A 13,765-nucleotide genomic window follows, 5' to 3' on the forward strand; every position below is an offset into this window, starting at 1 on the left:
TTTCGTGTTTATCTAATTAGACTTTTTAGGCTCTGCTTCAGAGAATTTCTGAGGTACTAATATTTTAATAGCCTCTATTTTCTCTTTTAATTTTGCTTTCTCAGAAGATGATGTTCTAGGATCTGAATACATTTTGTCTGCTTCAACAAAATTCATATCTAAATTAGGATAGGCTCTTTTAAATTCTCTATTTCTAATTTGATTATAAGCAGCTAATATTTCGTTTTGTATAGCAATATACACGTCATATTGAGCTCCTCTATCATTTTGTAAAGACACAATAGCTTTATCAAAGTTATCTGAAGATCTTGGATTTCTTACACCTTGACAGTTTTTACAAGCGTCTGCGCCAGTTCCACCACCATTATCTAAGAAATCTACTGCTGCTTTACGCAAGTCTTTGATTTCAATCACTTTCTCTTCTCCTCCAGTTTTCAATAACAAGTCGTTGTTTTTATTAACTTGTAATTGGAAAATATTCTTTTCCTTAATAATTACATCTTGTTGTTGTGTATCATCCAAAGGTGGAAGTTTTCTACTCAAACCTGAATCAGTTTCAATAGTTGTTGTTACTAAGAAAAAAATTAAAAGTAAGAAAGCGATGTCAGCCATAGAGCCTGCATTAACTTCTGGTGCTGATCTTTTTGCCATAATTACTTAGTTTATTAATTTTTTAATGTTAGCATATACCATTGATCCGATAGCTATAATAGCTAAACCGTAAAAGGCATTTAGTCCTGCTCCAACATACTTAGAGGTTGCTTCAGAAACATCCATTCCTTTATTGATGAAAGGTGTTAAATCTAAATCTGTACCAGAAGACATTACGTAAGATATAATTAATATCACTGCAAATGCTCCTACTGATAGTAAGGTCTTTTTAATGTCTCCCTCAAATAATCCTTTAACCACAAACACTATAACAAGTGCTATAATGATAGCAAGAACTAAATAAGTAACATATAACATATTATCGATCATACTTTCGTTTCCAGTTATAATCATCAATGCGAAGATAATTCCGATAACTGATAGTACGCCAACAATAATTTTTAATATTTTATGTAAACTCATCGTTTAATGTGTTTTAAAATTATTACTTCTTGTATCTAATTAACAAGTCCATTAATGTAATTGAAGCATCTTCCATATCGTTAACGATACTATCAATTTTAGCAATAATGTAATTATAAAAGATTTGAAGAATAATTGCAACGATCAAACCGAATACAGTTGTTAATAAGGCTACTTTAATACCCCCAGCAACAAGTGATGGTTGCATGTCTCCTGCAGCTTCAATTTTATCAAATGCTTGAATCATACCAATTACCGTACCCATGAATCCTAACATCGGAGCCAAAGCGATAAATAATGATATCCAAGACACGTTTTTCTCAAGTTGTCCCATTTGAACACCACCGTAAGATACAACAGCTTTTTCAGCAGCTTCTATACCTTCATCGGTTCTGTCTAAACCTTGGTAAAAGATAGATGCAACAGGTCCTTTTGTATTTCTACAAACTTCCTTTGCAGCTTCAACACCACCTGATTGTAATGCGTCTTCTACTTTTTGAGTTAATTTTTTAGTGTTTGTTGAAGATAAATTTAAAAAGATAATTCTCTCAATAGCGATAGCTAAACCTAGAATTAAACATAATAGTACAATCCCCATGAATCCAGCGCCTCCTTCTATGAAACGTTTTTTTAATTCTTGGTGAAAACCTAAATCTTCAGTTGCAGTTGCGGCTGCATCATCTTGAATTGAAGAAACTACGGTAGTTGCTACAGCAGCAGCGCTAGTTGTAGTTGCATTAACAGTTCCGAATGCCACCATAAATGTAATGGCTAGGATAGAAAATAATCTTTTCATTGTTCTTGATCTTAATTTTATTAGTTAAAGTGTTAAAGATATAAAAAAAATGCAATTAAAAAACAAAAAACGTCATCAGAATTATCTGCAGAGAGGAAGGGATTCGAACCCTCGATACGCTTTTGACGTATACACACTTTCCAGGCGTGCGCCTTCGACCACTCGGCCACCTCTCTGTTTTTTACTTTTTCATTACATACGGCAAATAACAAAAAATCTTTAAGACATGAAAATTTTATCAGTTAATTTTAAGTCATTTCTCCTCTTAAAGATGTTTCATATATGGTTTTGAAGACTTTAGGAGAAACATTCTGTCCAAGTAAATACATTAATTTACATATTCCAGCCTCCGAAGTGATGTCTTTTCCTGAAATAACACCCATTTTCTTTAACTGTTCACTTGTTTGGTACTGTCCCATAAGCACACTTCCTCCGGAACATTGTGTAATATTTACAATATGAATTCCTTTTGAAATTGCTCCTTTTAAAATTTTAAAAAACCATGGTTGAGTACTACAATTTCCTGCGCCATAGGTTTCCAAAACAACTCCTTTTAACCCTGGAGTATTAAAAAAACTTTGCAAAACGCCTTCAGAAATTCCAGGAAAAAGTTTTATTAAAGCAATATTTACGTCTAAAAGTTTATGAACTTTTAATGTTTTTTTAAGATTTGGCTTAAATAAATAATCATAATTTACTTTTAAATGCACACCAGATGTAACTAAATCTGGATAATTTAAAGATGCAAAAGCTTCAAAATGTTCTGCATTAATTTTTGTTGTTCTGTTTGCTCTATATAATTTATATTCAAAATACAAAGTCACTTCTCTTATCAAAGGCTTATTATATCGCTGCAATGAAGCCAAGTGAATAGACGTAATTAGATTTTCTTTTGCATCTGTACGCAAATCCCCTATAGGCAATTGAGACCCCGTAAAAACCACTGGTTTCGCTAAATTTTCTAGCATAAAACTTAAAGCAGAGGCCGTATAACTCATTGTATCACTTCCGTGAAGTACCACAAATCCATCAAAAGCATCATAATTAGATTCTATAATTTCAGCAATTTGCACCCAATAGTCCGGATTCATATCGCTAGAATCTATGGGCTTCAAGAATGAAAACGTCTCTACATCACAATCTAATTGCTTTAATTCGGGAATTTTATCTAATAAATTTTTAAAATCAAAGGCTTTTAATGCTCCAGTTTCAAAATCTTTTATCATACCAATGGTACCACCAGTATAAATGAGTAGGATATTAGTTTTAGATTTCGTCATTATTAAACACCAAAAATGGCTTTAGAATTTTGAGTTGTAATAGAAGCGATCTCTTGTTCTGGAACCTGATAAATATCGGATAGTTTTTCTAAAACCTTCAAAATATAGAAACTTTCATTTCGTTTTCCGCGATACGGAGTTGGAGCTAAATACGGCGAATCTGTCTCTAAAACGATATGTTTAAGGTCTATTTTATTCAAAAACTTATCAATTTTACCATTTTTAAAAGTAACGACGCCCCCTATTCCTAATTTCATATTATAAGAAATAGCCTGTTCTGCCTGCTCTAAAGTTCCTGTAAAGCAGTGAAAAAGTCCGAATAAATCTGCTCCTTTTTCTTCTTCTAAAATTTCAAAAACTTCATTAAATGCTTCTCTGCAATGAATTACAATTGGTAATTTATGAGCTTTCGCTAATTTAATTTGCTGCCTAAATGCATCTTGCTGAATTTTTAAAGTCGATTGATCCCAATATAAATCAATACCTATCTCGCCAATAGCGTAATATTTATGTTTACTTAATTGTTCTTCTACATGAAGCAATTCGGCTTTATAATTCTCTTTTACGCTAGTAGGATGCAAACCAGACATAAGAAACATGTGGTCGGGATAATTACGCCCCAACTCGAGCATACTATCTGTATACGTCGAATCTATGGCAGGAATAAAGAATCTTGAAACACCTGCTTCTATGGCACGTTGAATCATCTCGTCTCTATCTTCATCAAAAGCGTCACTATATAAATGTGTGTGTGTGTCTGTAATAATCATTCTGTAAAATTAATGGTTTTACATCACTATATTTGCTTAAATTATATTTTTTAGGATGACATCACTTCAAGAATTTTTATTGAATAAAGATTACGTTAAAATAAAATTGAAACTTACAAAAACCAATCATTTTGAAATCCAAGCAACCATAAACAATCAAAAAGGTTTATTTATTTTAGACACAGGAGCTTCGAGTTCCTGCGTTGGCTTTGAAGCCATAGAACGTTTTAACTTAAAAGTAAAAGATTCTGAAATTAAAGCTGCGGGTGCTGGAGCTACAGATATGGTTACTCAAATCTCTAAAAAAAACACAGTCAAGATTGGCAAATGGAAAAAAAACAATCTTGCTTTAATTTTATTTGACTTAACACATGTAAATACCGCTCTAATTAATCACAATTCTACTCCTGTAGATGGCATTATAGGTGCAGATATTCTTAAAAAAGGAAAAGGCATAATAGATTACGACAAAAAATATCTATACCTTAAAAAACCATCTTTAAAATAAGAAATAGTATATTTAAAAGTCAAAACATAAACTTCCCATGAAAACATCTATAGTAATAGCTGATGATCATCCTTTAATGCTAAAAGGGATGACAAACTATCTTACATCTATAGATTATAACATAGTAGGAAGTGCTACCGACGGACAGTCTGCATACAACCTTATTGTAAAGTTAAAACCCGAAATTGCAATTCTTGATATTAGAATGCCACACCGCTCTGGAATTGAAATCGCTGAAGATTGCAAAAAAAACAACATAGCCACAAAAATTATTTTAATCACTTTTGATAAACGTGAAGATGTATACAAGCAAGCAAAAGAATTAAATATATATGGGTATATTTTAAAAGAATTTGCTGTTGAAGAAATTGAAAACTGCATTGAAAGCGTTAGAAACAACCAACCTTATTTTAGCCAGGAGATTATTCCTAATTTAGAAAAATCACAGAACAACACAGACTCGACAGTCTTAAATAAGCTAACCAAAACCGAATTGAAGGTTATAAAGCTTATAGCTAAGAACAAAACCAGTCCTGAAATAGCCGACGAATTATCTATATCTTCTCGCACTGTAGACAAGCATAGAAGTAACATTGTAAATAAGCTTAATCTAGAAGGAAAACACAATGCTTTATTTATTTTGGCTACCAATTATAAAGACCTTTTATAAAGAATACGTATATACACGTATTTCATACTACGCTTATTTAAAATATATTTACAATGCTATTAATTAGTTCTTAGGGAGGATTATTAATTTTAACTCTGCATTGTAAAGATGCAGAGTTTTAGATTTAAAACGCTCATTTTACACATATTAACTTTAATAAAACAATTAAGTCTAAATAGATTGTTTTTAATTCGCTCTAAAAATGCAAATTCAAGTATTATGGAAAATCAGACACATTATTACTCACAACAACGACTAATAATCACTAGCATATCTATATCTGCTTTAATGATTATTGCTTTAAATCTCTTTGTATTTTTTACACATTAGTTTAAATAAAAAAGGACAATCGTAAGATTGTCCTTTTTTATTTATAATTGATAATTAAGATCACTCTATAGTTCTAGAGATTTCTTAACATCGTTATTCATTAAGAGTTCTTGTGGATTTTCTAAAGCTTCTTTTACAGCAACTAAAAATCCTACACTTTCTTTACCATCAATAATTCTATGATCGTAAGATAAAGCGACATACATAATTGGTCTAATAACAACTTGACCATTTACAGCAACAGGACGCTCAACAATGTTATGCATACCTAAAATACCACTTTGAGGTGGGTTAATAATTGGAGTAGACAACATACTTCCAAATACACCACCATTAGTAATAGTAAATGTTCCACCTGTCATTTCATCTACAGTAATCTGACCATCTCTTGCACGAAGCGCTAAACGTTTAACTTCAGATTCTACACCTCTAAAGCTTAAGTTTTCAGCATTTCTAATTACAGGAACCATTAATCCTTTTGGTCCAGAAACTGCAATACTAATATCACAAAAATCGTAAGAAAGCATTTCCTTACCATCCATCATAGAGTTTACAGAAGGATACATTTCTAACGCTCTAACTACAGCTAGAGTAAAGAAACTCATAAACCCTAATCCAACACCATGCTTAGCCTTAAATTCTTCTTTATATTCTTTTCTTAAAGCAAAAATTGGAGCCATATCAACTTCATTAAAAGTTGTAAGCATCGCCGTTTCGTTTTTAACAGCAACTAAACGCTCTGCTACTTTACGACGTAACATTGATAATTTAGAACGTGATTCACCTCTACTTCCTCCTGTTGGAGTTCCCATAGATGGTCTTGCATGAACAGCATCATCTTTAGTTACACGACCAGCTTTACCTGTACCAACTACACTAGATGCAGCTATACCTTTTTCTGCTAAAATCTTTTTAGCGGCAGGGCTTGCTGTACCAGATGCATATGTTTTTTCTGCTGCAGGAGCAGCTTTAGGAGCTTCTGCTTTTGGAGCAGGTGCTTCTTCTTTTTTATCTTCTTTTGCTGGTGCATCACCTTCTGGTTTTGCAGCACTTGTATCTATTAAACATACAACTTCACCAACGGCAACAGCATCTCCTTCTTCTGCTTTAAGCGTTATGATTCCGCTTTCTTCAGCAGGAAGCTCTAGTGTTGCTTTATCACTATCAACCTCAGCAATTGCTTGATCTTTTTCTACATAATCACCATCCTGAACTAACCATGTTGCTATTTCAACTTCTGTGATAGATTCTCCCGGAGAAGGTACTTTCATTTCTAAAATCATCGTTCAATATTTTAGTTTAATCTTATTTTTAAATTATCGTTGGTTGTTTTTTGTTCTATCGAAAACAAAGTCGATTACTTCTTTATGGCGACGTTTAGATCGAGTTGAACTACCAGCAGCAGGTGCACCATAAGAACGTCTTCCTGCAAATCTGAATGTTTTAGCTTCGTCTAAATGCATTAACATGTGTGAATAAGCCCCCATGTTTCTTGGTTCTTCCTGTGCCCAAACTATTTCTTCTGCACCACTATACTTAGCAATTGCATCTCTAATTGCAGTTGCAGGTAATGGGAATAATTGTTCTACTCTTACTAAAGCAATATCTTCTCTTCCTTGTTCTTCTTTCTCTTCTAATAAGTCGTAATAGAATTTACCAGTAACAAAAACAAGAGATTTTACTTTTTTAGCCTGAGCAGTAACATCGTCTATTACCATTTGGAAACCTCCGTTTGCAAATTCATCTACAGTAGAGACCACTTTTGGGTGACGCAATAAACTCTTAGGTGTAAAAACAATTAAAGGTTTTCTGAAATTAGATTTCATTTGCTTACGCAACAAGTGATAAATATTTGCAGGTGTTGTGCAGTCTGCTACAAACATATTGTCTTTTGCACACAATTGTAAATAACGTTCCATACGTGCAGATGAATGCTCTGCCCCCTGACCTTCATAACCATGAGGTAATAACATTACCAATCCGTTTTGAAGTTTCCACTTATCTTCTGCAGCAGAAATATATTGATCTAACATAATTTGAGACCCATTACTAAAATCTCCAAACTGTGCTTCCCAAATTGTTAATGTTTTTGGACTAGCCATGGCGTAACCATAATCGAATCCTACAACACCATATTCAGATAATAAAGAGTTATAAATAAAGAATCGGCCTTGATTATCACTTAACTGATTAAGTAAAACCACTTCTTCTTCACTATCTTCTACTTTAATAACAGCATGACGGTGAGAAAATGTACCACGCTCTACATCTTGTCCAGACATTCTAACATCGAAACCTTCTTCTAAAAGTGTTCCATATGCTAAATGTTCTGCCATAGCCCAATCTAATCTATCTTCTTCAAACATCACTTTTCTAGACTGTACTAAACGTTCAATCTTACGAATAAATTTTTTGTCTTCAGGTAAATTAGAAATCACATTTGCGATTTGCGCTAATTTTTCTTTTGATACCGTTGTGTCTACAGGTTTCATCATATCTTGCTCGGTAACGCGAACAAAATCTTTCCATTCATCTTTCATGAACGGTGTAATTACTGTTTTTTCTTCTTTACGAGAATCGACTAACTCTTCTTCTAAACTCGCTTTATAAGACACTTCAAGTTGCTTAACATAATCTTTATCGATTACACCTTCGCTTATTAATTTTTCAGCATAAATATCTCTTGGATTCTTATGCTTAGCAATTGCTTTATATAATTTAGGTTGCGTAAAACGAGGTTCGTCACCTTCGTTATGCCCATATTTTCTATATCCTAATAAATCAATAAACACATCGCGTTTAAAATGCATTCTAAAATCTAAAGCAAAAAGCATGGCATGTACCACCGCTTCAACATCATCTGCGTTTACGTGTAATACTGGCGATAAAGTTACTTTAGCAACATCTGTACAATAGGTACTAGAACGAGCATCTAAATAATTGGTTGTAAATCCGATTTGGTTATTTACAACAATATGAAGCGTTCCATTGGTTTTATAACCATCTAGTTGTGCCATTTGCACAATTTCGTACACTAAACCTTGACCTGCAATAGCGGCATCACCATGCACTACAATTGGTAGCACTTGCGATGGGTCTTCTGCATATTTATCGTCTTGTTTAGCACGAACAATACCTTCTACAACAGCTCCTACCGTTTCTAAATGCGATGGATTTGGAGCAATGTTTAGGTTTATTTTTTTTCCGTTATCGGTTTCACGATTACTCGTCCAACCTAAGTGGTATTTCACATCACCATCAAAGATTTCTTCTGCGTAATCTTTACCATCAAATTCACTAAAGATATCTTTAGCAGATTTTCCGAAGATATTTGTAAGTGTACTTAAACGACCACGGTGGGCCATTCCCATTACAAATTCTTTTACACCATAATCTGCTGCTTTTTCAATAACAGCGTCTATTGCGGGGATTAAAGACTCTCCACCTTCTAATGAAAATCGTTTCTGACCAACATATTTGGTATGTAAGAAACTCTCAAAAGAAACAGCTTCGTTAAGCTTTCTTAAAATATGTTTCTTATGCTTTACATCGAAGTTTGGCTGATTATCGTTAACATTTAATTTTTGTTGAATCCAACTCTTTCGCTCTGGATTTCTAACATACATATATTCTATACCAATAGAATCACAGTATATTTTTTCTAAATGTTTTATAATCTCTTTCAGCGTTTGAGATCCTATACCTAGGATTTCTCCTGCAGAAAAAACGGTACCTAAATCACTATTAGATAGTCCGAAATTTTCTATAGCCAATGTTGGCGAATACGTTCGACGATCACGTACAGGGTTTGTTTTAGTAAACAAATGCCCTCTGGTACGGTAACCAGCTATCAATTGAACAACTTGAAATTCTTTGGTCAGGTTTTCTGAAACATGATCACAGGAGATATTCTCCATAGGTTCTGACTCAACGATATCGTTTTCGGTACCAAAATCATAACCTTGAAAAAAGGCTCTCCAACTTGGCTCAACTGAATCCGGGTTTTGTAAATATTGATCGTATAATTCAGCAAAATATGCTGTGGGTGCTGCGTTTAAAAAGGAATATTTATCCATTGTTTTGTTTGAGAAATTCTCGCTTTGACAAATTTTACACAAAAGTACAACTTTTACTAAACTTAGGTACCTTTTTCTTATATTTATAAGGGAATTTTAACTAAAATTTTTCTTGACTATGAAAAAATCACATGCATACTTTGTTAAAAGTATAATCTTAATTTTTATTTTTTCTCTGTCTTTTAAGACTATTACTGCACAAAATGCAACTTTTAACGAAAAAATTAAATTTGGCGGAGGACTTGGACTTAGTTTTGGTAATGAATTTTTTAGTGGCACAATAGAACCTTCAGCAATCTATCAATTTAATTCTCAATTCGCATTAGGAGCAGGTTTAAACTTTACGTACAACTCCCAGAAAGACTTCTACAAATCTACCATCTTAGGAGGTACATTAACCGGACTTTACAACCCAACACCAAATATTCAGTTATCTGGAGAATACCAACAATTACATGTAAATAGAAAATATGACAACGATAGAATTTTATATAGTGATGAAAAATATTGGTCACCCGCCTTACTTCTAGGTCTGGGATACCAAACCAATAATGTAACCGTTGGCGTACGTTACGATGTGCTTTACGACGATAACAAAAACATTTACGCTTCGCCTTGGGCACCTTTTATAAGAGTATATTTTTAATACACCCAATTACTATTACCACATTTTATACAGTAAACACAAAACATTTATTAGCATAAGGTTATTTAACACAAGAAGAATATCGATATATTCTTAATTACAATTACTAAATAATTTAAAACAAAAAAGGTATCGAGAGTCTTTATAAAGACTCTCGATACCTTTTTTTTAAAACCTGAATTACAAGTATGTTATTTGTACTGATGCTTAAACCAAACCTTTTGCCATTCTCGTTTTAAAATAAGAAAAGCAACCTGTTCAGACAGCTTTAAAGTATCGCTACCATCTAAAGATTTAATTTGCTCTTCAGACACATCTATAATATAAAGTAGATTTAAATACTCTGCAAATGCATTTTGAATGAGCTGAAATACGGTTTCATGCAATTGAAGCTTTAACTCGTCAGGCAAAATAGACGATTCGACATCAAAATCTACATTAGCCAATCTAAAATCTTTATTTAACTGAAACACCAAATTACCATACAATTCGTATTGCAAAGAAGTATCCAACAGCTCCTGTATAGTTTCTAATTGCATCATAATATTTTAAAATTACACTTTTCTAGTCATTAAATTTTCACCAAAAAGCCTCAATAAACTCTTTTTATCTTCACTTATATTTAAAGTTTCTAAAACAGAAAAGGCTTTGTTTGTGTAGCTTTCAATCTCTTTTGTTGTTTCATCTGCAGCTCCGCTACTTAAAAACAATTGTTTTACAGACTGCACTTTCTCGGTACTATCTGTTGGCGTTACGCTAAACAAATGCAGTAATTCGCGTTGTTGTTCTTCACTAGAAAACTCTAGAGCTTTTAAATACAAAAATGTCTTTTTGTTTTCAATAATATCTCCTCCTACTTGTTTTCCAAATGTTTTAGGATCTCCAAAAGCATCTAAATAATCGTCTTGTAATTGAAATGCAATCCCTAAATTTCTTCCAAAACTATAAATCCCTTCTTGTTCGGCCTTAGATGCTTTAGCCACTATTGCCCCCATTTGCATAGCAGCACCAACTAAAACAGCCGTTTTGTATTCTATCATTTTTAAATACTCAGGAATTGTAACATCGTCTCTATTTTCAAAATCTACGTCGTACTGTTGCCCTTCACAAACCTCTAAAGCGGTTTTACTAAATAGCTTTGCTAAATCTCTAAACGTTTCAGATTCGTAATTTTCAAATAATTGATATGCCATAATCAGCATAGCATCTCCCGACAAAATACCGGTATTAATATCCCACTTTTCATGTACCGTTTGGTTCCCGCGACGTAAAGGTGCATCGTCCATAATATCGTCATGAACTAAAGAAAAATTATGAAACACCTCTATACTCAAGGCCGCGTCTAAAGCTGTTTTATGATCTGCGTTAAAAATTTCCGCAGTCATTAACGTTAGAACGGGTCTTAATCGCTTCCCTCCTAAATTTAAAATATAATCGATTGGCACATATAAAGATTGTGGCTGTCTGTCTGTTTTAAATTCTTTCAAGTAACTAATAAAAGCATCTTGATAGTATAATATATTTTGCATGACACAAAAATAACAGAATAAACGTAATTATCACATAGAGTTTTTCAATGTTAACAAACAATTAAAACCTTGGAAACTTTTCTTGTTTTTATAGTTTCCTTGATTATCTTTGCACGCGAATAAAACACTAATGAAAAAGAAGATTATTATAAAATCGGCCGAGCTTTTTTTAAATCTAGGATTTAAAAGTGTAACCATGGACGACATTGCAAATGAAATGGGAATTTCTAAGAAAACCATCTATCAATATTTCGAAACCAAAACAAAATTAATTGAGGCTACTGCTATATATAAATTTGAATGTATCTCGGAATCTATTGATGCTATTTTCAATTTAAACGCAAATCCGATAGACGAACTTTTTAAAATAAAAGAGTTTATCACAAATTACATGAGCAATCAAAAGAAGTCTCCAGAATTTCAATTAAAAAAATACTACCCGCGCATACACACTATATTAAAACAAAAACAATTCGAGGTTATGCAAGGTTGTGTTAGTGGCAATCTAGATCGAGGAATAGCTGCAGGACTTTATAGAGATAATTTAAATGTAGAGTTTATTTCTAGAATTTACTTTAATTCTATGGGAGCACTTAAAGACCACGAGATATTTCCTGAAAATCAATTTTCGTTAGAAGATTTACTAGACAACTATTTAGAATACCATTTACGCGGTATTTGCACGCCTTTAGGCGTTACTTTATTAAATAAAAAGAATACTTTAATTAATTACAAATAATGAGAAACAAACTAATATTACTATTTAGTTTATGCCTAAGTGTTACGGCATTTGCTCAAGAAGGACCTGTTTCCTTTAGTTTACAAGAAGCTATAGATTACGCCTTAATAAATAATCGCACTGTAAAAAATGCAGTAAGAGATATTGAAATTGCTGAAGAAAAAAAATGGGAAACAACCGCTACAGGTTTACCACAAATTAGCGCAACCGTAGACTACCAAAACTGGTTGAAACAACAAGTATCGTTAATTCCTGCCGAAATTTTTGGCGGAGACGCGGGAACTTATATTCCTGTAGAATTTAATACCAAACAAAACATAGGCGCAACAGCTACGTTAAGCCAATTACTATTTGACGGATCGTATTTAGTAGGCCTGCAAGCCTCTAAAGTCTATTTAGAAATATCTAAAAACTCTAAAGTTAAAACAGATTTAGAAATTAGAAAAGCAGTTATTAACGCTTATGGAAACGTATTACTTTCAGAAGAAAGTTTAAAAATTTTAGAAAGCAATAAAGAAATTCTTGAATCTAATTTATATGAAATTCAGAAAACATTTGAAAACGGACTCGAAGAAGAAGAAAGTGTAGAACAAATAAGAATTACACTCTCGGGTTTAATTAGTGACTTAAATAATGTAAAACGTTTAAATATTTTATCCTACCAAATGCTGAATATTACGTTAGGTATAGATTTAAACACAGATACAGATCTTACAGATAATTTAGAAACTCTAAGTTTACAATACACTTCTTTAGAAGCTTTAGATGCAGATGAAAATGTTGAAAACACAATTGATTATCGTATTGCAGAAAACGACGTAGAAAGCAAAGATTTACTTGTAAAATTAGCTATGAGTAAAGGTATGCCAACATTAAGTGCATATGTAAATGGTGGTTACAGCGCTTACGATAAGAATTTCGACTTTTTAAAAAACGATCAAAAATGGTATGGGTCGTCTTTATTAGGTGTAAGCTTAAATATTCCAATATTTAGTTCGTTAGGCAGATCTGCAGCAACACAACAAGCCAGAATAGATTTAGAAAAAGCAAACGAATCTTTAACAGAAACAGAACAGCAACTTAAACTTCAAATTGCAACAGCAAAAAGCGATTACCAATATGCTATTGAAGATTACGCAAACAAAAAACTAAACTTAGAACTCTCAGAACGCATAGAACACAAGAATCAAGTGAAATTTTTTGAAGGTATTTCTTCAAGTTTCGATTTAAGACAAGCACAAACACAATTATATTCTGCACAGCAAGAATACTTACAATCTATGCTTGATATTATTAACAAGAAAGCAGAACTAGACGCTATTTTAAGCACACTAAACAATTAATCCA

Annotated in this window: 14 protein-coding genes and 1 tRNA gene; 5 read left to right on the forward strand and 10 right to left on the reverse strand. The window is 32.7% G+C overall.

All coding sequences use genetic code 11. From position 1 onward, the window contains the following. Positions 1-12 precede the first annotated feature (12 nt). The 6 genes from GQR95_RS03985 to GQR95_RS04010 form a co-directional block, all read right to left on the reverse strand. Entirely contained in the window at positions 13-651 is a 639-nt protein-coding gene (locus GQR95_RS03985; RefSeq protein ID WP_159021935.1) for a biopolymer transporter ExbD, read from the reverse strand. Positions 652-657: 6 nt separating this feature from the next. Next, on the reverse strand, positions 658-1,005 hold the full coding sequence (locus GQR95_RS03990) for a hypothetical protein (RefSeq protein ID WP_233265993.1): 348 nt from the start codon (positions 1,003-1,005) through the stop codon (positions 658-660). 91 nt (positions 1,006-1,096) lie between these two features. Continuing rightward, on the reverse strand, positions 1,097-1,870 hold the full coding sequence (locus tag GQR95_RS03995) for a MotA/TolQ/ExbB proton channel family protein (protein ID WP_159021937.1): 774 nt from the start codon (positions 1,868-1,870) through the stop codon (positions 1,097-1,099). Positions 1,871-1,958: 88 nt separating this feature from the next. After that, a tRNA-Ser gene (locus GQR95_RS04000) sits at positions 1,959-2,046 on the reverse strand. 72 nt (positions 2,047-2,118) lie between these two features. Then, entirely contained in the window at positions 2,119-3,150 is a 1,032-nt protein-coding gene (locus GQR95_RS04005) for an asparaginase (RefSeq protein WP_159021938.1), read from the reverse strand. Between the two features lie 2 nt (positions 3,151-3,152). Then, on the reverse strand, positions 3,153-3,920 hold the full coding sequence (locus GQR95_RS04010) for a TatD family hydrolase (protein WP_159021939.1): 768 nt from the start codon (positions 3,918-3,920) through the stop codon (positions 3,153-3,155). A gap of 55 nt (positions 3,921-3,975) precedes the next feature. On the opposite strand from GQR95_RS04010, the gene GQR95_RS04015 reads away from it, so the two are divergent. After that, the gene (locus GQR95_RS04015; RefSeq protein WP_159021940.1) at positions 3,976-4,428 is read left to right on the forward strand and encodes a TIGR02281 family clan AA aspartic protease; all 453 of its coding nucleotides are present in this window, start codon (positions 3,976-3,978) and stop codon (positions 4,426-4,428) included. A gap of 37 nt (positions 4,429-4,465) precedes the next feature. Then, positions 4,466-5,098: a response regulator transcription factor gene (locus GQR95_RS04020; protein WP_159021941.1), complete on the forward strand. Its 633-nt coding sequence runs from the start codon at positions 4,466-4,468 to the stop codon at positions 5,096-5,098. Positions 5,099-5,493: 395 nt separating this feature from the next. Here GQR95_RS04020 and odhB read toward each other — a convergent pair whose 3' ends face one another. Then, positions 5,494-6,711 (reverse strand): 2-oxoglutarate dehydrogenase complex dihydrolipoyllysine-residue succinyltransferase, encoded by a 1,218-nt coding sequence (odhB, locus tag GQR95_RS04025; RefSeq protein ID WP_159021942.1) that lies wholly within the window; start codon positions 6,709-6,711, stop codon positions 5,494-5,496. A gap of 33 nt (positions 6,712-6,744) precedes the next feature. Beyond that, positions 6,745-9,504 carry a 2-oxoglutarate dehydrogenase E1 component gene (locus GQR95_RS04030; protein ID WP_159021943.1) on the reverse strand — a complete coding sequence of 920 codons (2,760 nt, stop codon included), beginning with the start codon at positions 9,502-9,504 and terminating at the stop codon, positions 6,745-6,747. 118 nt (positions 9,505-9,622) lie between these two features. Between GQR95_RS04030 and GQR95_RS04035 the strand changes: the two genes are divergently transcribed. Then, on the forward strand, positions 9,623-10,150 hold the full coding sequence (locus tag GQR95_RS04035) for an alpha-ketoglutarate decarboxylase (protein ID WP_159021944.1): 528 nt from the start codon (positions 9,623-9,625) through the stop codon (positions 10,148-10,150). A 191-nt stretch (positions 10,151-10,341) separates the two neighbouring features. On the opposite strand, the gene GQR95_RS04040 is transcribed toward GQR95_RS04035, so the two are convergent. Both GQR95_RS04040 and GQR95_RS04045 read right to left on the reverse strand, forming a co-directional pair. Next, positions 10,342-10,689 (reverse strand): hypothetical protein, encoded by a 348-nt coding sequence (locus tag GQR95_RS04040; protein ID WP_159024225.1) that lies wholly within the window; start codon positions 10,687-10,689, stop codon positions 10,342-10,344. Positions 10,690-10,704: 15 nt separating this feature from the next. After that, positions 10,705-11,679: a polyprenyl synthetase family protein gene (locus GQR95_RS04045; protein WP_159021945.1), complete on the reverse strand. Its 975-nt coding sequence runs from the start codon at positions 11,677-11,679 to the stop codon at positions 10,705-10,707. Between the two features lie 130 nt (positions 11,680-11,809). Here GQR95_RS04045 and GQR95_RS04050 point away from each other — a divergent pair, with 130 nt between their 5' ends. Both GQR95_RS04050 and GQR95_RS04055 read left to right on the forward strand, forming a co-directional pair. After that, positions 11,810-12,418 carry a TetR/AcrR family transcriptional regulator gene (locus GQR95_RS04050; RefSeq protein WP_159021946.1) on the forward strand — a complete coding sequence of 203 codons (609 nt, stop codon included), beginning with the start codon at positions 11,810-11,812 and terminating at the stop codon, positions 12,416-12,418. Next, positions 12,418-13,761, forward strand: a complete 1,344-nt coding sequence (locus tag GQR95_RS04055; protein ID WP_159021947.1) for a TolC family protein — start codon at positions 12,418-12,420, stop codon at positions 13,759-13,761. Before GQR95_RS04050 ends, GQR95_RS04055 begins: the two co-directional genes overlap by 1 nt. Positions 13,762-13,765 lie beyond the last annotated feature (4 nt).

It is taken from the genome of Formosa sp. L2A11 (assembly GCF_009796865.1).
GTDB lineage: Bacteria > Bacteroidota > Bacteroidia > Flavobacteriales > Flavobacteriaceae > Formosa.

Bases quoted from the DNA above. Each gene is read 5' to 3' on its own strand.
- GQR95_RS03985 (WP_159021935.1), bottom strand. From the start codon at position 651: ATGGCAAAAAGATCAGCACCAGAAGTTAATGCAGGCTCTATGGCTGAC.
- GQR95_RS03990 (WP_233265993.1), bottom strand. From the start codon at position 1,005: ATGATTATAACTGGAAACGAAAGTATGATCGATAATATGTTATATGTT.
- GQR95_RS03995 (WP_159021937.1), bottom strand. From the start codon at position 1,870: ATGAAAAGATTATTTTCTATCCTAGCCATTACATTTATGGTGGCATTC.
- GQR95_RS04005 (WP_159021938.1), bottom strand. From the start codon at position 3,150: ATGACGAAATCTAAAACTAATATCCTACTCATTTATACTGGTGGTACC.
- GQR95_RS04010 (WP_159021939.1), bottom strand. From the start codon at position 3,920: ATGATTATTACAGACACACACACACATTTATATAGTGACGCTTTTGAT.
- GQR95_RS04015 (WP_159021940.1), top strand. From the start codon at position 3,976: ATGACATCACTTCAAGAATTTTTATTGAATAAAGATTACGTTAAAATA.
- GQR95_RS04020 (WP_159021941.1), top strand. From the start codon at position 4,466: ATGAAAACATCTATAGTAATAGCTGATGATCATCCTTTAATGCTAAAA.
- odhB (WP_159021942.1), bottom strand. From the start codon at position 6,711: ATGATTTTAGAAATGAAAGTACCTTCTCCGGGAGAATCTATCACAGAA.
- GQR95_RS04030 (WP_159021943.1), bottom strand. From the start codon at position 9,504: ATGGATAAATATTCCTTTTTAAACGCAGCACCCACAGCATATTTTGCT.
- GQR95_RS04035 (WP_159021944.1), top strand. From the start codon at position 9,623: ATGAAAAAATCACATGCATACTTTGTTAAAAGTATAATCTTAATTTTT.
- GQR95_RS04040 (WP_159024225.1), bottom strand. From the start codon at position 10,689: ATGCAATTAGAAACTATACAGGAGCTGTTGGATACTTCTTTGCAATAC.
- GQR95_RS04045 (WP_159021945.1), bottom strand. From the start codon at position 11,679: ATGCAAAATATATTATACTATCAAGATGCTTTTATTAGTTACTTGAAA.
- GQR95_RS04050 (WP_159021946.1), top strand. From the start codon at position 11,810: ATGAAAAAGAAGATTATTATAAAATCGGCCGAGCTTTTTTTAAATCTA.
- GQR95_RS04055 (WP_159021947.1), top strand. From the start codon at position 12,418: ATGAGAAACAAACTAATATTACTATTTAGTTTATGCCTAAGTGTTACG.